This window comes from Shinella granuli (genome assembly GCF_004341885.1).
GTDB lineage: Bacteria > Pseudomonadota > Alphaproteobacteria > Rhizobiales > Rhizobiaceae > Shinella > Shinella granuli.
Map to the genome: position 1 here is coordinate 30,579 of NZ_SLVX01000022.1, position 18,103 is coordinate 48,681.

Genomic DNA, 18,103 nt, shown 5'->3' on the forward strand with positions numbered 1-18,103 from the left:
ATGCAACAGAAATTTTCACGCGCCGCCAAAGAGGAAGACATGCGATGATCCGCGACGCCAACGTGCTGAACGCCCTGGTTGAGATTGTGCGCCGGTTCGTGCGCGAGCGGCTGCTGCCGGCGGAGGCCCGGGTGGAGGACGAAAACGCCATCCCGCCCGAAATCATCGCGGAGATGCGCACACTCGGTCTTTTCGGCCTGTCCATCCCGGAGGAGCATGGCGGGCTCGGCCTGACGATGGAGGAGGAGGTGCGCGTCGCCTTCGAGCTCGGTTATGCCTCTCCCGCCTTCCGCTCCGTCATCGGCACGAACAACGGCATCGGCTCGCAGGGCATCATCGTCGATGGCACCGAGGCGCAGAAGCAATACTGGTTGCCACGCATGGCGACGGGCGAGGTCATCGGCTCCTTCGCCCTGACCGAGCCGGACGTCGGCTCGGATGCGGGCGCCGTGAAGACCACGGCGCGGAGAGACGGTGACCACTATGTCCTTAACGGCACGAAACGCTACATCACCAATGCCCCGGTGGCCGACGTCTTCACCGTCATGGCGCGCACCGGCGGTCCGGGGCCTGCGGGCGTGACCGCCTTCCTGGTGCCGAAGGACAGCCCCGGCCTCAGCCTTGGCCCGATCGACAGGAAGATGGGGCAGCGCGGCACCCGCACCTCGGACGTCATCTTCGACAATTGCCGCATCCCGGCCGACAGCGTCATCGGCGGCGTGGAGGGCGTCGGCTTCAAGACCGCGATGAAGGTGCTCAACCGCGGCCGACTGCATATCTCGGCGGTCTGCGTCGGCGCCGCGGAGCGGCTGTGCGACGAGGCCGTGCGCTTCGCGCGCGAGCGGGTGCAGTTCGGCAAGCCGATCGCGGAGCACCAGCTCATCCAGGCCATGCTCGCCGACAGCTCGACCGAGGCCTTTGCCGGACGCGCCATGGTTCTGGAGGCCGCGCGGCGGTTCGATGCGGGCGATCGTGTCATCCAGCAGGCGGCGAGCGCAAAGCTGTTCTGCTCGGAGATGGTCGGCCGTGTCGCCGACCGCGCGGTGCAAATCCATGGCGGCGCCGGCTACATGCAGGACTATCCGGTCGAGCATTTCTACCGCGATGTCCGGCTGTTCCGGCTCTACGAGGGCACATCGCAGATCCAGCAGCTCATCATCGCCCGCGAAATGCTGAACGCCTGAGGCCGGACCGATGCAGCGAGCTCTTGGAATCGTCGCGGATGACTTTACCGGCGCCCTCATGGTCGCCGGCTATCTGGAGAGCGCCGGCATCCACTGTCCCGTGCTCTTCCGTCCCGAGGCAAAGATCCCGCCTGCGGCCGTGGTGATGGCCGGCACCCGGACGCGCACGGTGCCCGTTGCGGAGGCGCTTGCCGAGCTAGGCCGTTTCACCGACGCCTTCCTGCGGGCCGGCTGCAGGCGGATCGCCTACAAGGCCTGCGCCACGTTCGATTCCACCGAAGACGGCAATATCGGCCCGGCCGCCGATTATCTCGCCGATCGCGCGGGCATGCGGCCGGTGCTGATGAGCGCCGGCTTTCCCCGTTTCGGCACCACGGTCCACCAGGGCTACATGTTCTATCGCGGCCGCCTCGTTTCCGAATCGATCAAACGTTTCGACCCGCTGACCCCGATGTCCGATCCCGATCTCGTCCGTTTCCTGGGGCGGCAGACGCCGCACCGGATCGCGCTCCTGAACCATGCCACCCTTCGCAGCGGCGCCGACGCGGCCCTTGCTGCCATCGAGGCCTTCGCCGACGAAGGAGTGGGCCACGTCTTCCTGGACACCACCGATGACGGCGACGTCGAGACCGCGGCCGAGGTCGCGGCGGCGATGAACCGCGTCGTCGTCGCCAGCGATCCCCTGATCATCGCCTACGCGACCCGCCTCGGCCACGCCATGCAGCCGGATCCGGTGCCCTCACCGCAGCAGGTCGACGGCCCCACGGCCGTCATTGCCGGAAGCGTCGGGCCGGTCGTCCTGGCGCAGCTTGCTGCTTTCTCGGCCAATCATCCCTTATTGACGCTGGATCTGCTCGATCCCGCCGGGGAGGAGGGGCTGGTTTCCGCCGCGCTCGACTGGGCCTCGCGACGGCTCGGCGCAGCACCCCTCGCCATTTCGACGGCGACAGGACCGGAAGGTGTCGCCGCCGTGCAGGCCGCCTTCGGCCGTGTAGAGGCGGCCCGCCGCGCGGAGCGCATCCTCGGCGCCATCGCGAGGGGTTTGCGCGATCGCGGGGTTCGACGCTTTATCGTTGCGGGCGGCGAGACGTCGGGCGCGGTCGTCGATGCGCTCGGCATCGCGGCCGTTCGGGCCCTGCCGGAAGGCCCGCTCGGAACCGGCTTCTGCATATCCTGCGGGCCGACGCCCCTTTCGCTATATCTCAAACCCGGCAAGCTGGGCGCCGACGACATCCTGCTGAGCGCCGTCGAGGCGATGAACCAATGGAGTGGACGATAATGGACGAAACGGCGGCGAGGACGGCCCTGGTCGAGGCGAGCCGGCGATCGGTGGCACTCGGCCTCAACAGCGGAACGGTCGGCAATTTCAGCCTGCGCCACGGCGAGGGCATGCTGATCACGCCGACGGGCATCGCCCCCGATGCCCTCGCGCCCGAACAGATCGTCGCGATGGATCTCGACGGCGCCTGGATCGGCGGCTGGCGGCCGTCCTCGGAATGGGCCATTCACGCCCGGCTCTACGCCACGACGAATGCCGGCGCCGTCGTCCATACCCACCCCGACCACTGCGTCGCCCTTGCCGCGCTGCGCCGGCCGATCCCGCTGTTCCACTACATGGTCGCCGGCTTCGGCGGCAGCGAGATCCCCTGTGCGGACTATGCCTGTTTCGGGAGCGCCGCGCTTGCGGAAACGGTGGTCGCCGCCATGGGCACGACCCATTCCGCCTGCCTGATGGCCAATCACGGCGCGGTTACCATCGGGCCCGATGTCGGGACGGCGCTGGCACGCGCGGAGAAGCTGGAAACGCTGGCGCGGCAATACGTGCTCGCCCGTTCGATCGGCGAGCCCGTTCTCCTGACGCAAGCGGAACTTGCCGATGTGCGCGCCCGCTACGGCACCTACGGCCAGCAGGCGAAACGCTGACTGTCAGCCGCTGCGACACACCTCGCCGAGGATCCGCATCACCAGCGCCGGATATTCGAGATGCGGCATGTGCCCGCAAGCGTCGAGGGCATGCAGCCCGACATTGCCGGGCAGGCCGGCCGTGGCGCTGAACGGCAGGATACGGTCCTGCCGGCCGAAGACGATCCGCACCGGCCGGGACAGGCGGGCAAGGTCGTCACGGATGGCGATCGCCTGCGTTCCATCCGGGAAGAACCGCTCGGCAAAGGCACGCATCGCCGCCGTCAGGTCCGTGTCGTCGCGCTGCTGCACCACCGCCTGCAGGAAGGCGGGCGAGATGACGGCGGCATCGTGAACCAGGAGGTCGAGCCAAGGTTTCAGGCTCTCCCGCTGCCGTGCGCGCAACACGCCCTCGACAAAGGCGCCGTTGATCTGGGGCCCGAGGCCCGCAGGGGAGACGAGGCAGAGGCCGCGGATATCCAGTTGCCCGCGGCTCGCCAGCCGCGCCGCCAGCGCGCCGCCGAAGGAATGGCCGGCCAGAACGAGCGGACCATCGTGTTGCGCGGCAACGGTCGCCTCGATGCTTCCGGCCATCCGGTCGAGGTCTTCGGGAACCGCATGCGGCGAGCGCCCGTGCGCGGGAAGGTCGATGGCCAGCGCCGGCCAGTCCGCGCGCGCGGCAGCGAGCATGCCGCGCCAGTTGTTGAGGTCCGCACTGAAACCATGGAGGAGCACGACGGGCAGGCCTTCGCCCTTGCGCAGCCAGACCGCATTCAGCGTTGCAGGACTACCGTCTTTTCGGACCGCAGGCAGAATGGCAGGGTTTTCGACTGTTGCGGGCCGGCGGGCCGGGCCGGCGTCACCGATCCTCGCAACGACGTCGGTCTTCTGGATCCGCCCGCCCGGGCCGGTGCCGGTGAGGCCGTCCAGCGCGATGCCATGCTCGCGAGCGATGCGGCGGGCGAGGGGAGTGGGATTGGGGCCGCGCCCGCTTCGGCGCACGCCTGGCACGAGAATGGCGCGGGTTGCTTCATTCGCAGGCTCCCCGGCCGCAGTCTCCTGCGGCTCCGTCTCACCGTAGGTTTCCCCGGCTCCATAGATGCGTGCGACATCCGCCCCGACATCCACCTCGACCTCGCTGTCGACCAGGGCATGAATGACACCGGTCGCCGGGGATTCGACCTCGACGGCGGCCTTGTCGTTGTCGATCTCGAAAAGGACCTGCCCCTGCCGGACGGTCTCACCCTCGGAAACGAGCCAGCGGGCGATGCGGCCGCTCGACATTTCGAGGCTGACCTTCGGATAGACGACATGGGTGGGCATGGGGGATCCCTTGAGGCTTGAGCCTATTCGGCCGAGGTTTTCCAGTTGGGTGGTCGTTGTGACGTCGGGAACGGATCGGGCTCCCCGGCAAGCCGCGCGCGCAGGCGGCGCGTGAGCCGGAGCAGCCCGGGACCGACGGATTCCCGGCAATGGTTGCGCGAGAGGATGTCGACGATCCCGCCGCAGGTGAGCGCGACGAGGGGCGAACCATCCGTCGGCCGAAAGGCGACGCCGACGGCATTGATATAGCTGTGCCAGCTACCGAAGGCGCTGATGAAGCCGTCCCGCCGGTAATCCTCGATGGCGTGCGTAACGAGACGATCGAGTTCCTCGGCCCTTTCAGGCTCGGCCGCGACCAGTTGCTCGATCACGGATTGACGAATGTCCGGCTGCATTTCCGCAAGATAGGCAAGGCCCATGGCCGTGCGGTAGATCGGCAGGCGCGATCCGACATTGAGGCGCAGCGAAACCGGGCTCATCGAGCGGCAATTGGCGAGATAGACCATTTCCAGCCCGTCGCGCGTGCCGAGAGCGACGGCAGCGCCCGTCTGGTCCGCCAGTTCCTGCATCAGGGGCCTCGCCATATGGATGACGGCGCTGGAGCTGAGCGCCGAATAGCCGAGCGAAACCGTCGCCGGCCCGATGCTGTAGCGGCCGAGCATGTCGTCGTAATGGAGATAACCGAGGCCGACGAGCGTCGAGGTCAGGCGCGAGACGGTTGCTTTCGGCAGGCCCGTCCGTTCGATGAGATCCTGGTTGCCGAGCGTGGCGTCGTCGGCGGTGAAGGCCCGCAGGATTTCCAGGCCGCGTGTCAGCGAAGCGGCCGAATTCCCGCCCTCCACGCCTTCGCTGCCGTCTGCCGGTTTGGTCCGTTTACGCATGTCTTGCCTTTCGTTTCAGCGCTGCTGGAGCCATAGCGGATTTTCGCGATCTGTCGATCTACCGTAAATGGAATATAATTTCATTTATGTTGACGTCCGCTGCGCCTGTTGTCAATAATGCCTGCATCGATCTCCCATTCGCCGGTCGGCACGGGATGGCACACGGGTTAAAGGACGCGATTTGTGACACGATACATTCTGCGACGCCTGGTCGCGATGCCCTTCCTTGTTCTCGGCATCGTGACGCTCGCCTTCCTGCTCACGACCGTGACCAAGGGTGACCCGCTGACGGCGATCGTGTCGGACCGGCAGATGAACGATCCGGTGGCGGTGGCCGCCGCGAAGGCGCGCTGGGGGCTCGATCGCAGCCTGCCGGAACGCTACGTCATCTATGTCGGCAACCTTCTGACCGGCGACATGGGCACCTCCTTCATCACGCGCCGGCCCGTCGCGCAGGACGTGTTCTTCCGCCTGCCGGCCACGATGGAGCTCGTCCTTGCCGCGATGCTCATCGGCTCGACGATCGGCATCACGCTGGGCGTGCTGGCGGCCTATTTCCGCAACACGGTCATCGACCATGCGGCGCGTTTCTTCGCCCTGTTCGGGTCGTCCATTCCGGTCTTCTGGCTGGGACTGGCGCTGCTTTACGTCTTCTCGGTCAAATGGGGCATCCTGCCCGGCCCCGGCCGGCTGGATCCGCGGGCGCCCCCGCCGCCGTCCGTCACCGGCTTCATGACCATCGACACCCTGATCGCCGGGAACTTGAAGCTCTTTCTGGATGCGCTCTGGCACCTGATCCTGCCCGCCTTCGTGCTCGGCTGGGCCGTCGCCGGCACCATATCCCGCCTGGTGCGCGCCAATATGCTGGAGGTGCTGGACCGGGAATTCATCCTGACGGCGCGCGCGAAGGGGGCGGGAGAGCTTCGTGTCGTGGTCCGCCATGCGCTGCGCAACACGCTCGTGCCGACGCTGACCGTCATCGGCTATTCCTTCGCCTACCTGCTCACGGGGGCGGTCCTGACCGAGACGATCTTCTCCTGGCCGGGCATGGGGTCCTACGCGGTGGAGGCGGCGCGCGGCCTCGATTTTCCCGCCATCATCGGGGTCACCATCGTCGGGGGCGTCGTCTTCCTGCTGACCAACCTCATCACCGACATTGCCTATGTCATTGCCAATCCACGCGTCCGTCTGGGGTGAGAACATGATCGCGACGACCCTCGTTCTCTTCCGCCGGCCGGTATGGCTGTCGATTCCCCTGGCCATCGGGATCGCGATCGTGGTCTTCTGGCTCGCCGTCACGGTGCTCGCGCCGCTGATGAGCCCCTATGCGCCGCTCGACATGGTCGGACGGCGGCTTCAGGCGCCGAGCTGGAGCCATTGGCTGGGGACCGACGCGCTGGGGCGGGACGTCCTCAGCCGGACCCTCTACGGCGCGCAGCATTCGATCCCGATCGCCATCGTCGTGGTCGCCCTCTCCGTCACGATCGGGGCCATGCTGGGCGCGATTTCCGGTTATGCCGGCGGTCTGCTCGGTTCGGCGATCATGCGGCTCGTCGACGTCACCCTCTCCTTTCCCCCGATGCTCCTCGCCATGGCCGTCGCGGCCTCGCTGGGTCCCGGTCTTGAAAATGCGACCGTCGCCATGGTGATCGTCTGGTGGCCCGTCTATGCCCGCCTCATGCGCGCGCAGGTTCTGGAAATCCGCGAGCGCGAGCATGTCGAGGCCGCGGTCGCGGCGGGCGCCGGCAAGGGGCGCATCCTCTTCAAGCATATCCTGCCGCTCTGTTGGACGCCGGTGCTGATCAGCGCGACGATGGATCTCGGCCAGGTGATCCTTCTTGCCGCATCGCTCAGCTTCATCGGCCTCGGCGCCACGCCGCCGACACCGGAATGGGGCTCGATGATCTCAGACGGCGCGGCGCAGTTCTATTCCTGGTGGGTCGCCCTCGGGCCGGGCCTTGCCATCCTGACCATCGTGCTCGGCTTCAACTTCATCGGCGACGGCCTGCACGACTACTTCGATCCGAAGTCGAAATGAGGCGCACCATGCAACAGGAACCGCTCTTTGCCGTTCGCGACCTTCGCGTCTCCTTCACCCGCCACGGGCAATCCTTCGAGGCCGTGCGCGGCATCAGCCTGCATGTCGACCACGGCGAAGTGCTGGGCATCGTCGGTGAATCCGGCTCCGGCAAGTCGGTCGGCATGCTCTCCGCCCTCGGCCTTCAGCCGAAGACGGCCTCCGTCAGCGGATCGGCCCGGTTCAACGGGCGCGAACTCGTCGGCATGCCCATGGCACAGCTCCGCGCCCTGCGCGGATCGCGCATCGCCATGATCTTCCAGGACCCGCTGTCCTCGCTCAATCCGGTCATGACGGTCGGCGCGCAGATCGCCGAAACGATCCGGCTGCACAATGCGGGCGTCTCGAAGCGGGCGGCGATGGACCGCGCCGCCGAACTGCTCGCCCTCGTCGCCATTCCCCAGCCCGACCGGCGCATCCACCAGTTCCCGCATGAATTTTCCGGCGGCATGCGCCAGCGCGTGATGATCGCCATGGCCGTCGCCAACGATCCCGATCTCCTGATCGCCGACGAGCCGACGACCGCCCTCGACGTGACCGTGCAGGCACAGATCATGGATGTCCTGACGGACCTGCGACGGCGGCTCAATCTCGGCCTCATCCTGATCACCCACGATCTCGGCGTGCTTGCCGGGCATGCCGACAGGGTCGCGGTCGTCTATTCCGGCGAGGTCGTCGAACAGGCCGGCGTCGATGATCTCTTCGCGCGGCCGGCCCATCCCTATACGCGAGGCCTCATCGCCTCGATCCCCAACATGGCAGAGGAGAAGGAACGGCTCTTCTCGATCGACGGCGCGCCGCCGCCCCTCGGCAAACTGCCCGGCGGATGCGCCTTCCATCCCCGCTGTCCGCAGGCGCAGGATATCTGCCGGCATGTGCCGCCGCCGGTCCGCTCGGACGGCAATCATCGGGCGGCCTGCCATTTCGCCACCCTTCCTGTCGGGAGCGCTGCATGACCGGGCCGGAACCCATCCTCTCCGTCAGGGACCTCTCGAAGCGTTTCTCCGTCACCGGCGGCCTGATCTTCGAGCGCGAGATTGCCGAGGTCAACGCGGTGACCGGCGTGTCCTTCGACGTCAAGCCCGGCGAAACGCTGGGGCTGGTCGGCGAATCCGGCTGCGGCAAGTCCACCCTCGGCCGCTGCATCCTGCGGCTGATCGAGCCCTCCAACGGGCAGACCCTGTTCCGCGGACGCGATATCAACGCGGCGAGCCCCGCGGAGATGCGTGCCCTGCGCCGCAAGATCCAGCTGGTCTTCCAGGATCCCTATGCATCGCTGCATCCGCGCATGCGGGTGGCCGAAAACATCGCCGAGCCGTTGCGCATCAGCGACCTCTCGCAGGTTCAGCGCAAGGAACGGGTCGCCGAGATGCTCGATCTCGTCCGCCTCAACCCGGAGCACGGCCAGCGCTATCCGCACGAACTGTCCGGCGGCCAGCGCCAGCGCGTGGTGATCGCCCGGGCCCTCGCACTGAAGCCGGAACTGCTCGTGCTCGACGAGCCGGTCTCCGCGCTCGACGTCTCCGTGCAGGCGGGCGTGCTCAACCTCCTCAAGGATATCCAGCGGGATTTCGGCACCGCCTATGTCTTCATCGCGCATGACCTGTCCGTCGTGCAGCACATCTCGCACCGGGTGGCCGTCATGTATCTCGGCAAGATCGTCGAGATCGCCGAAAAGCGCCGGCTCTACCGGGCACCGATGCATCCCTATACCCAGGCCCTGATGTCCGCCGTGCCGCTGGCCGACCCCGCGCTCGAGCGCAGTCGCTCGCGCATCGTGCTGAAGGGCGACCTGCCGAGCCCGCTCAATCCGCCATCCGGGTGTCGCTTCCGCACGCGCTGCCCCATCGCCCAGAAGCTCTGCGCGGAGGTGGAGCCGCCGCTGAACGAACGAGAGGAAGGCCATTCGGTCGCCTGCCACTTTCCGAATGCCATGGAGACCGGTTTGTCGGCCCGTCAGAAGAGCGGGCCTGGAGGAATGGAATGACGCAATTGAAATTGCCGCTCGAGGGCATTCGCGTCCTCGACCTGACGCGCGTTCTTGCGGGGCCGTGGACGACCATGAGCCTCGGGGATCTCGGCGCCGAGGTCTGGAAGATCGAGAACATCAAGGGCGGCGACGATACGCGCGCCTGGTCCGTGCCGAACTTCAAGGGGGTCAGCACCTATTATCTGTGCGCCAACCGCGGCAAGCAGAGCATCGCGCTCGACCTGAAGACGCCGGAGGGCCGGCAGATCGTGCTCGATCTCGCGGCCAGGGCCGATGTCGTGGTGGAGAATTTCCGTGCCGGCACGGTCGACCGGCTGGGCATCGGCTACGCGGATATCCGGAAGATCAATCCGGGCATCGTCTACTGCGCGATTTCCGGATACGGCCAGACGGGTCCAGAGCGCGACAGGCCGGGCTACGATTTCATCATGCAGGCGGAAAGCGGCCTGATGTCCATCACGGGCGAGGAGGACGGCCCACCCAACCGGCTCGGCGTCGCCTTCACCGATGTGGTGGCGGGCATGGTCGCCACCCAGTCGATCCTCGCTGCGCTCTACCAGCGCCGGGATACGGGCGAGGGGCAGTATATCGATGTGGCCCTGCTCGATGCCACGCTCAACCTCCTGATCAATGTCGGAACGGGATATCTCAACGCCGGCGTGGAGCCGATACGCTACGGCAACGCGCATCCGACGGTCGTGCCCTACCAGATCTTCAAGGCAAGCGACGGCACCTTCGCGCTTGCCGTCGGCAACGACCGCATGTTCGTCGATTTCTGCGAAAAGGTCATCGGCCGGCCCGACCTTGCCCGCGACCCGCGGTTCGTTACCTCCCACCAGCGCGCCCTGCACAGGGACGAGCTGCTGCCGCTCCTTGCGGCGATCATCGGCGGCGAGACCTGCGAGCACTGGCTTGCCGCCTGCCTTGCGGCGAGCGTGCCGGCCGGGCAGGTGAAGTCCGTCTCCGAGGCGCTGCAGAGCCCGAGCGTGACGGAACGGGGCGTCGTGCAGCGTCTTGAACACCCGGAGCTCGGCGTCGTCGCGCTGATCCGCCCCGCTCACGGGCTTGTCGCACAGGCAAGTGCCGATGCGAAGGCGCCGCCGCTCCTCGGCGAGGATACACGCGGCGTGCTGCGCGATGTGCTGGGCTTCGAGGAGGCGCGGATCGAGAGCCTGGCCCTTGCCGGCGTCATCGCCTGCCGAGACGTCAGAAGCGCACCTTCGCCGCAACCCGTCCAAAGCGCGATCGCATAGGCGTGTGGCTGCACGATAGGAGCCCGCAACATCGGGGAACGAGATGACCGTCAACGTCGATATCGACGGCGGGATCGCGATCGTCACGATCGCAAATCCGCCGGTCAATGCCATCAACAAGACCGTGCGGGAGCGGCTGCTGGCCTTGGCGCAGGAGCTCGACGGCGACCCGGCGATCCGGGCCGTCGTCCTGACCGGCGCCGGCACCCTCTTCGTCGCGGGAGCCGATATCGCCGAATTCGACCGGCCGGTGGAACCGCCGTTCCTTCCCGATGTCATCGCGCGCATCGAGCGGGCGGAAAAGCCGTGGATCGCGGCGATCCGCGGTGCGGCGCTCGGCGGAGGCCTTGAACTTGCGCTCGGATGCCGCCTGCGGGTCGCGACCGGAACCGCGCGTTTCGCCCTGCCGGAGGTCAATCTCGGCATCATTCCGGGTGCCGGCGGCACGCAGCGCCTGCCGCGGGTGACCGGTGTCGCCGAGGCGATCCGGGTTGTTGCGGAAAACCACACGGTGGACGCCGCGGAGGCGGTACGGCTCGGGCTGGTCGATGCGCTGATCGAGGAACCGCTGCTGCCGGGCGCCATCGCCTTCGTGCGTGAAGCGCTCGAAAAGACCTTGCCCCCGCCAAGCCTCGATCGTCGGCCATCCGCCCCCGCGCAAGAGGTCTGGACGGAGGCGGAAAAGAGGATCGCATCGCGCACGAAGGGCGCGTCAGCGCCCCTGCAGGCCCTGGAGGCCCTGAAATGCGGGATCGAGCAGGGTGCAGAGGCCGGCCTTGCGCGCGAGCGGTCGACTTTCCTTTCGTTGCGCGGGAGCGAGGAGACGGCCGCCCTGCGCCACCTGTTCTTCGCCGAACGCGCGGCGCTCCGGCCGGCAGACATCCGCGGGATAGCACCGAGGCTTGTCGCGACGGCGGGCGTCGTCGGTGGCGGGACGATGGGCAGTGGGATCGCCGCGGCGCTTCTCAATGCCGGTCTTTCCGTCGTGCTTGTCGAGCAGGACACGGCCGGCGTTTCGCGGGCACGCGACGCGATCGCGGGCCTCTTCGAGGCGTCCCGGCGCCGGGGGCAGATAACGGGCGATGAGGCGGCGGAGCGGTTGAACCGTCTCGAAACGAGCATCGGCTATGACGGCGTGGACCGGTGCGATCTCGTGATCGAAGCCGTGTTCGAGGATCTCGCGGTCAAGCGCGCCGTCTTCGCCGCGCTGGGGCACATCTGCCGGCCGGATGCGATTCTTGCCACCAACACCTCCTACATCGATCCGCGGCTGATCGCGGAAGGCCTGCCGGGACCGGAGCGTTTTCTGGGCCTGCATTTCTTCAGCCCGGCGCAGATCATGAAACTCCTGGAGATCGTGCCGACGCCGGAAACGGCGCCGGACGTGCTGGCGACAGGCTTCGACCTTGCCCGCCGCCTCGGCAAGATTCCCGTGCGCGCGGGCATCTGCGACGGGTTCATCGGCAACCGCATCCTCCGCCGGTTCCGGGCGGAAGCGGAGGCGCTGGCCCGTGGTGGCGTTCCCATTGCCGCCGTGGATGCAGCGATGCGCGGCTTCGGCTTCGCCATGGGGCCGTTCGAAATGCAGGACATGGCGGGCCTCGATATCGCGTTCCTCCATCGCGAGGCGGCCCGCGCGCGGGGCGAGCCCGTGCCGGTTCTGCCTGGCGACCTTCTCGTGCGCGCGGGGCGCAAGGGGCAGAAGACCGGTGGCGGCTGGTATGACTATGCGCCCGGTGACCGCCGTCCCCGGCCCTCCGCCGAAGCGGAGCGGATCATCGCGCCGCTCGTGGGACCACGAACGGAGATGGCGGGCGAGGCAATCGTTGCCAGATTGATGGCCGCGATGGCACAGGAAGGGCAGGCGATCCTGAAGGAAGGCATTGCGGCAAGCGCTGCCGATATCGACCTCGTCGAGGTCCACGGCTACGGTTTTCCACGGACGCGCGGCGGGCCGATGTTCCAGATGGGCCGCGCCGAAGCAAAGCCCATATGATACGAGCGAGGATTTTACGATGACGACCTATCCCGACACATTGCTTTTCATCGACGGTATGTGGCGCCCGGCCTCCGGCGGCCGGACCATTCCCGTCCTCAACCCGGCAACGGCCCAGCCGATCGGCACCGTCGCCTGGGCGGATCGTGCCGATCTCGACGAGGCGCTGGCGGCTGTCGACCGGACCTTCCCGCAGTGGAGCGCCACATCGGCCCATGAGCGCGCGAGGCTGATGCGCCGCGCCGCCGATATCCTGCGCGAGCGGGCGGACGAGATCGCCGTCATGATGACGCTGGAACAGGGCAAGCCGGTGTCGCAGGCGCGGATGGAGACGCTCGCCGGCGCCGATGTCATCGAGTGGTTCGCCGGCGAAGCGCAGCGCGCCTACGGGCAGGTCATCCCCTCCCGTGCGCCGGATGTGCTGCAGATCACCCTGAAGCGTCCCGTCGGGCCGGTTGCCGCCTTCACCCCGTGGAACTTCCCCATCAACCAGGTCGTCCGCAAGCTTTCCGCAGCGCTTGCCGCCGGCTGCACGATCATCGTCAAGGCCCCGGAGGAAACTCCGGCATCGCCCGCAGCCCTCATCCAAGCCTTCGCCGATGCGGGTATCCCGGCCGGCGTCATCAATCTCGTCTATGGCGTTCCGGCCGAGATTTCGGAATATCTCATCCCGCACCCGGTCATCCGCAAGATTAGCTTCACCGGATCGACACCGGTCGGCAAGCAGCTTGCCGCGCTCGCCGGCGCGCATATGAAACGCGCCACGATGGAGCTCGGCGGCCATGCGCCGGTCATCGTTGCCGAGGATGCGGACCTCGACCTCGCCGTGAACCTGATGGTCGGCAACAAGTTCCGCAATGCCGGGCAGGTCTGCGTCTCACCCACGCGCTTCCTCGTGCAGGAGAAGATCGCCGATGCCTTCACCGAGCGGTTCACGGCAGGGGCGAAGGCGGTTCGGGTGGGCAATGGCCTCGATGCCGACATCGAGATGGGACCGCTGGCGAACGACCGCCGCATTCCGGCGCTGGAAAGCCTGATCGGCGACGCCGTCGAGCATGGGGCGACGCTGAAGACGGGCGGCCGCCGCATCGGCAATGAAGGGTGGTTCTTCGAGCCGACCGTGCTGGCCGACGTGCCGGTGGCGGCACGCATCATGAACGAGGAGCCCTTCGGTCCCGTCGCGGTCGTCAACCGCTTCGGCGATCTCGGCGAGGCGATCAGCGAGGCGAACCGCCTGCCCTACGGCCTTGCCGCCTTCGCCTTTACGCGCAGCAGCGCCACCGCGACGCGGCTCGGCAACGAGGTGGAGGCCGGAATGGTCTCCATCAACCATCTTGGCCTGGCCCTGCCCGAAGTTCCCTTCGGCGGCATCAAGGATTCGGGCCACGGCACGGAGGGAGGATCCGAAGCGCTGCAGGCCTATCTCGATACCCGGCTGGTGACCCGCAAGGGCTGACGCGCCGCTACTTTGGCGCCGCCGACGGGAGGAAGGATCCGACTCCCATCGACAAACCGGATTGTTCAGGCCGGCCCATATTGCTGGCCAGAATGCACCTCCGCGGCGCAGGTCGCGGGGGTGCATCCGTATTCCTTTCCATTTCACCGACTTGCCTCTTGAGCGCGTGGCCGTATCTTGATGTGCCTTTGCTCCGCGCCACCGGATCCACGGGCCGTTTCGAAGCGGTGAGCCTTCCACCGGCCGATTTCGAGCAACAGCGGGAGAACCAGGATGTCGGAGACCGAACTGAAGCTGGATATCACACCCGATGATCTGGAGGCCCTCGCGGCGTCGGAACTGTTCGGTGAACCGGCCGGCACCCTCGAACAGCACGCGACCTATTTCGACACCCCTGAGAACAGCCTCGGGAGGGCGGGCTTTTCGCTCTGCATATGCCGCTCTGGTGCCGCGCTCGTTCAGACCGTCAAGGCAACCGGTCCGGCGGCGGCCCGCTTTGCCCGGCCGCAGTGGGAAATGCCCGTGACGTCGGAGCAGCCTGTCATCGACGGAACGACCCCCTTGGTGTCCAGGTTTGGAGACATCGCCCCTGCGCTTTCGCCCCTGTTCGAGGTCAATGTTCTCCGCCAGACCTGGACCATGGTCGAGAACACATCCCGCATCGAGGTTTCGGCCGACCGCGGTGAGCTCATCGCGGGGGAAAGGCGGCTTGCCGTTTGCGAACTGGAACTCGTACTGAAGGACGGCGAGCTGGTCGATGTTTTCCGGCTGGCGCGAAAGATCGAAGCGATCGCACCGGTGACGATTGGCGTCCAATCCAGGGCGGAACGCGGTTACCGCCTTCTCGACGCAGCGCCCGTGGCCATCAAGGCCGAGCCTATCCACCTCGACATGGACGATACCGCAGGGCATGCGTTTCGCGTGATCGCCGGATCCTGCTTTCGCCAGTTCCGGCTCAACGAAGCGATCCTGCTTCGTCGGCAAAACGCGGAGGAGGCCCTCCACCAGGCGCGGGTCGCCCTGCGGCGGCTTCGCTCCGCACTCTCGGTGTTCAAGGCCCATCTCGGGGATGAGGCAAAACGATTGTCCGATGCGTTCCGCTGGCTCGCCGGGCTGCTTGGGGACGCCCGTGATCTCGATGTGCTGGTGGCAAAGACGGCGTCGCCTGCGGCACGCGGAAACCTTCAGGAGGCGCGAAGGGCCGCCCATGAAGCCGCTCTTGCTGCGCTGTCGTCACCCCAGGCCCGGGCTCTCATGATCGATTTCAACGAGTGGCTCCAGTCGGGGAGCTACCGCCGAGAACCCGCCCTCGGCAAGCCCGCGGTCGATTTTGCCGCGCATGCCCTCGACAGACAGCGCAAGAGGCTGAAGAAGAACGGCAAGGACCTCGCCGGGCTGACCGACGGCGAACGGCACCAGATCCGCAAGGACGCCAAGAAGCTGCGCTATGCGGCCGAGTTCTTCTGCTCGCTGTTCGAAGAGAAACGCGGGGCGCGCCGCTTCGCGCTTTTCTCTGACGCGATGGAAAAGTTGCAGGATCGGCTCGGCGCCTTGAACGACCTCGTCACCGGCCCGGACGTCGCAGCGAAATATGGTCTGGACGACCTGGAAGGGTCGGAGCAGGAGCGCAGTCCCCGCAACAAAACGAAACTGATCGAGCGCTCGCAGGCCGCGTTGGACGACCTGCTCGACACAAAGAAATTCTGGCGCTGAACCGCCCACCGACACACGAATGCCGGGAGAACCTCCAGCGCCGTCGCCACCCGGCATCGCCCGCGCACGATGTCAGGGTGGATTCTTGTCCCGAACTTGATATCCCTCATGCCTTGCTCAACGTGGCGCCCGTCCATCGGGTGTCGGACAGGCCTGCCAGGAGGAGACATCGTGAGCGCTACGCGACCCCCGAGGGCGAAAGCGTCTGCCGGAAAACAGGCAGCCGGCCGCATGACGCGGGAGGCCTGGATCGAGGCGGGCATTGCAGCGCTTGTCGAGGAGGGTATCGCCAATGTGAAGATCCAGGTCATGGCGAAGACGCTCGCCGTGTCGCGCTCGAGCTTCTACTGGTTCTTCACCGATTTGCAGGAACTGCATGGGGAACTGCTCGAACACTGGCTGCGCAAGAACACCAGCCCGATCATCGAACGGGCGCTCCGCCCCGCGCCGACGGTCACGAAGGCCGTGTGCCACATCTTCGAATGCTGGGTGGATCCAAGCCTCTTCAGCCCCCGCCTCGATGCGGCGGTCCGCTCCTGGGCGCAGGTGGACGCGTCGGTGCGCGACGTCGTCGACCAGGCGGACGATCAGCGCGTGGACGCCGTCACGCGCATGTTCCAGCGCTACGGCTATCCGGACGACGAGGCCTTCATCCGCGCGCGCGTCCTCTACTTCACGCAGATCGGCCACTACACGCTCGGCATGCGCGACGACCGCGAAATGCGGCTGCGCTTCCTGCGGCCCTATCTACTCAGTTTCACGGGCCGCACGGCATCGGACGACGAGGTCGAGGCTTTCGAGACATTGATGCGGCGCGTTCAGCCGGACGGCTGACCGATGGACATGTTTGTACGCTTCAGGTTTTTGGTTCTTGAGGCGGCGTTCGGCCAGCGGTCCGTTTTCCCGTGTATTGTGCCGCAATCTTCTGGACATTAGTGTCCAGAGAGAATACGCATAATGCCTGCCGAGCGGAGACGGCTCGGAGGGGATGGTCTTCAGCCATGGGGCGGCACATGAAGCAGCACTCAGCCTTGTCATCGTGCGGCCGCGCAAGCGGCAACGGCGCGCGATGACACGGCATTACTCCGCCTTCTCGCTCTTCAAGGAGGGCCTCAGGGGCCAGAAGGGCTGGCAGCAGGCCTGGCGCTCGCCGCAACCGAAGCCGCGCTACGACATCCTGATCATCGGCGGCGGCGGACATGGCCTTGCGACGGCCTATTACCTCGCCAGAGCGCACAATATCCGCAATGTCGCTGTCATCGAGAAGGGCTGGCTGGGCGGCGGCAATACCGGCCGCAACACGACCGTCGTGCGCTCGAACTATTTCTTTCCGGAAAGCACGGCGCTCTACGACCTTGCGCTGCGCCTCTATGAAACGCTCGGCCGGGATATCAACTACAACATCATGCTTTCCCAGCGCGGCATCATCACCCTTGCCCATAGCGAGGCGGAGATGGAAATGGCGGCGCGGACCGTCAACGCCATGCAGATCAACGGCACGGATGCCGAACTCTTCGATGCGAAAGACGTGCGGCGCGTGCTGCCGCTGCTCAACGTCTCGCCGCAGGCGCGCTATCCGGTTTTCGGCGGTGTCTGGCAGGGCAGGGCAGGGACGGCGCGCCACGATGCGGTCGCGTGGGGCTATGCCCGCGCCGCCGACAGGCTGGGCGTCGACATCATCCAGTCCTGCGAGGTGGAGGAATTCCTGGTCGAGGGCGGGCGCTGCCGGGGCGTCAGGACGAGCCGCGGCGAGATCCGCGCCGAACGGACGGGCATGGTCGTCGCCGGCCATTCCTCGCATCTTGCGGCCAAGGCCGGCTTCCGCCTGCCGATCACCTCCTATGCCTTGCAGGCCTGCGTTTCCGAGCCGATCAAGCCGGTGCTCGACACGGTCGTGCTGTCCCCCGGAACCGGCACCTATGCCAGCCAGTCGGACAAGGGCGAGCTCGTCATCGGCGGTGCCCTCGACCGGGTTCCCTCCTACGGGCAACGCGGCAACCTGCCGGTGCTGGAAGATGTCGTCTCGGGCCTTCTCGAAATGTTCCCGTCGTTCCGCCAGCTCCGGCTGATGCGGCAATGGGCCGGCATCGTCGACGTGACCCCGGATTCATCGCCCATCCTCGGGGAGAGCCCCCTGCCGGGTCTCTTCCTGAACTGCGGCTGGGGAACGGGCGGCTTCAAGGCCATTCCGGCCGGCGGCACGCTGCTCGCCCACCTGCTGGCGACGGGCACGCACCACGACATCAGCCGCCCCTTCGATCTCGACCGCTTCGCACGCGGCCGCTTGATCGATGAAGCCGCCGGCTCCGGCATCGCGCACTAGGAGGC

Annotated in this window: 15 protein-coding genes; 13 read left to right on the forward strand and 2 right to left on the reverse strand. The window is 66.9% G+C overall.

Features of this window, described 5'->3' with window-relative positions; genetic code table 11:
- Window positions 1–44: 44 nt before the first annotated feature.
- Genes EV665_RS25135 through EV665_RS25145 form a run of 3 tightly spaced genes read left to right on the forward strand, consistent with a single transcriptional unit; the run spans window position 45 to window position 3,107 of the window.
- A complete protein-coding gene (locus EV665_RS25135) occupies window positions 45–1,184 on the forward strand; it encodes an acyl-CoA dehydrogenase family protein (protein ID WP_133036147.1) in 1,140 nt (379 codons plus the stop codon).
- Window positions 1,185–1,194: 10 nt separating this feature from the next.
- Window positions 1,195–2,463 (forward strand): four-carbon acid sugar kinase family protein, encoded by a 1,269-nt coding sequence (locus tag EV665_RS25140; protein WP_133036148.1) that lies wholly within the window; start codon window positions 1,195–1,197, stop codon window positions 2,461–2,463.
- Window positions 2,448–3,107: a class II aldolase/adducin family protein gene (locus EV665_RS25145; protein WP_245507823.1), complete on the forward strand. Its 660-nt coding sequence runs from the start codon at window positions 2,448–2,450 to the stop codon at window positions 3,105–3,107. The genes EV665_RS25140 and EV665_RS25145 overlap by 16 nt, the downstream gene beginning before the upstream one ends.
- A 3-nt stretch (window positions 3,108–3,110) precedes the next feature.
- Here EV665_RS25145 and EV665_RS25150 read toward each other — a convergent pair whose 3' ends face one another.
- Both EV665_RS25150 and EV665_RS25155 read right to left on the reverse strand, forming a co-directional pair.
- On the reverse strand, window positions 3,111–4,409 hold the full coding sequence (locus tag EV665_RS25150; protein ID WP_133036149.1) for an acetoin dehydrogenase dihydrolipoyllysine-residue acetyltransferase subunit: 1,299 nt from the start codon (window positions 4,407–4,409) through the stop codon (window positions 3,111–3,113).
- Window positions 4,410–4,432: 23 nt separating this feature from the next.
- Window positions 4,433–5,290 (reverse strand): IclR family transcriptional regulator, encoded by an 858-nt coding sequence (locus EV665_RS25155; RefSeq protein ID WP_133036150.1) that lies wholly within the window; start codon window positions 5,288–5,290, stop codon window positions 4,433–4,435.
- Window positions 5,291–5,473: 183 nt separating this feature from the next.
- Here EV665_RS25155 and EV665_RS25160 point away from each other — a divergent pair, with 183 nt between their 5' ends.
- The 10 genes from EV665_RS25160 (at window position 5,474) to EV665_RS25205 (ending at window position 18,098) form a co-directional block, all read left to right on the forward strand.
- Complete coding sequence (locus EV665_RS25160) at window positions 5,474–6,487, forward strand: ABC transporter permease (RefSeq protein ID WP_133036151.1); 1,014 nt, start codon at window positions 5,474–5,476, stop codon at window positions 6,485–6,487.
- A gap of 4 nt (window positions 6,488–6,491) precedes the next feature.
- Entirely contained in the window at window positions 6,492–7,328 is an 837-nt protein-coding gene (locus EV665_RS25165) for an ABC transporter permease (RefSeq protein ID WP_133036152.1), read from the forward strand.
- Window positions 7,325–8,323 (forward strand): ABC transporter ATP-binding protein, encoded by a 999-nt coding sequence (locus tag EV665_RS25170; RefSeq protein WP_133036153.1) that lies wholly within the window; start codon window positions 7,325–7,327, stop codon window positions 8,321–8,323. Before EV665_RS25165 ends, EV665_RS25170 begins: the two co-directional genes overlap by 4 nt.
- Window positions 8,320–9,354, forward strand: a complete 1,035-nt coding sequence (locus tag EV665_RS25175) for an ABC transporter ATP-binding protein (protein ID WP_133036154.1) — start codon at window positions 8,320–8,322, stop codon at window positions 9,352–9,354. Before EV665_RS25170 ends, EV665_RS25175 begins: the two co-directional genes overlap by 4 nt.
- A complete protein-coding gene (locus tag EV665_RS25180; RefSeq protein WP_133036155.1) occupies window positions 9,351–10,610 on the forward strand; it encodes a CaiB/BaiF CoA transferase family protein in 1,260 nt (419 codons plus the stop codon). The genes EV665_RS25175 and EV665_RS25180 overlap by 4 nt, the downstream gene beginning before the upstream one ends.
- A 43-nt stretch (window positions 10,611–10,653) precedes the next feature.
- Window positions 10,654–12,606, forward strand: a complete 1,953-nt coding sequence (locus tag EV665_RS25185; RefSeq protein WP_133036156.1) for a 3-hydroxyacyl-CoA dehydrogenase NAD-binding domain-containing protein — start codon at window positions 10,654–10,656, stop codon at window positions 12,604–12,606.
- Window positions 12,607–12,625: 19 nt separating this feature from the next.
- Window positions 12,626–14,062 carry an NAD-dependent succinate-semialdehyde dehydrogenase gene (locus tag EV665_RS25190; RefSeq protein ID WP_133036157.1) on the forward strand — a complete coding sequence of 479 codons (1,437 nt, stop codon included), beginning with the start codon at window positions 12,626–12,628 and terminating at the stop codon, window positions 14,060–14,062.
- 273 nt (window positions 14,063–14,335) lie between these two features.
- Window positions 14,336–15,775 (forward strand): CYTH and CHAD domain-containing protein, encoded by a 1,440-nt coding sequence (locus EV665_RS25195; RefSeq protein ID WP_133036158.1) that lies wholly within the window; start codon window positions 14,336–14,338, stop codon window positions 15,773–15,775.
- Window positions 15,776–15,946: 171 nt separating this feature from the next.
- The gene (locus tag EV665_RS25200; protein ID WP_245507825.1) at window positions 15,947–16,609 is read left to right on the forward strand and encodes a TetR/AcrR family transcriptional regulator; all 663 of its coding nucleotides are present in this window, start codon (window positions 15,947–15,949) and stop codon (window positions 16,607–16,609) included.
- 235 nt (window positions 16,610–16,844) lie between these two features.
- Window positions 16,845–18,098 (forward strand): sarcosine oxidase subunit beta family protein, encoded by a 1,254-nt coding sequence (locus EV665_RS25205; protein WP_133036159.1) that lies wholly within the window; start codon window positions 16,845–16,847, stop codon window positions 18,096–18,098.
- The last annotated feature ends 5 nt before the right edge of the window (window positions 18,099–18,103 follow it).

Excerpts from the sequence above, each read along its gene's own strand:
- EV665_RS25170 (WP_133036153.1), top strand. The coding sequence starts at position 7,325 with ATGAGGCGCACCATGCAACAGGAACCGCTCTTTGCCGTTCGCGACCTT.
- EV665_RS25165 (WP_133036152.1), top strand. The coding sequence starts at position 6,492 with ATGATCGCGACGACCCTCGTTCTCTTCCGCCGGCCGGTATGGCTGTCG.
- EV665_RS25135 (WP_133036147.1), top strand. The coding sequence starts at position 45 with ATGATCCGCGACGCCAACGTGCTGAACGCCCTGGTTGAGATTGTGCGC.
- EV665_RS25145 (WP_245507823.1), top strand. The coding sequence starts at position 2,448 with ATGGAGTGGACGATAATGGACGAAACGGCGGCGAGGACGGCCCTGGTC.
- EV665_RS25185 (WP_133036156.1), top strand. The coding sequence starts at position 10,654 with ATGACCGTCAACGTCGATATCGACGGCGGGATCGCGATCGTCACGATC.
- EV665_RS25175 (WP_133036154.1), top strand. The coding sequence starts at position 8,320 with ATGACCGGGCCGGAACCCATCCTCTCCGTCAGGGACCTCTCGAAGCGT.
- EV665_RS25140 (WP_133036148.1), top strand. The coding sequence starts at position 1,195 with ATGCAGCGAGCTCTTGGAATCGTCGCGGATGACTTTACCGGCGCCCTC.
- EV665_RS25205 (WP_133036159.1), top strand. The coding sequence starts at position 16,845 with ATGACACGGCATTACTCCGCCTTCTCGCTCTTCAAGGAGGGCCTCAGG.
- EV665_RS25190 (WP_133036157.1), top strand. The coding sequence starts at position 12,626 with ATGACGACCTATCCCGACACATTGCTTTTCATCGACGGTATGTGGCGC.
- EV665_RS25155 (WP_133036150.1), bottom strand. The coding sequence starts at position 5,290 with ATGCGTAAACGGACCAAACCGGCAGACGGCAGCGAAGGCGTGGAGGGC.
- EV665_RS25195 (WP_133036158.1), top strand. The coding sequence starts at position 14,336 with ATGTCGGAGACCGAACTGAAGCTGGATATCACACCCGATGATCTGGAG.
- EV665_RS25150 (WP_133036149.1), bottom strand. The coding sequence starts at position 4,409 with ATGCCCACCCATGTCGTCTATCCGAAGGTCAGCCTCGAAATGTCGAGC.
- EV665_RS25180 (WP_133036155.1), top strand. The coding sequence starts at position 9,351 with ATGACGCAATTGAAATTGCCGCTCGAGGGCATTCGCGTCCTCGACCTG.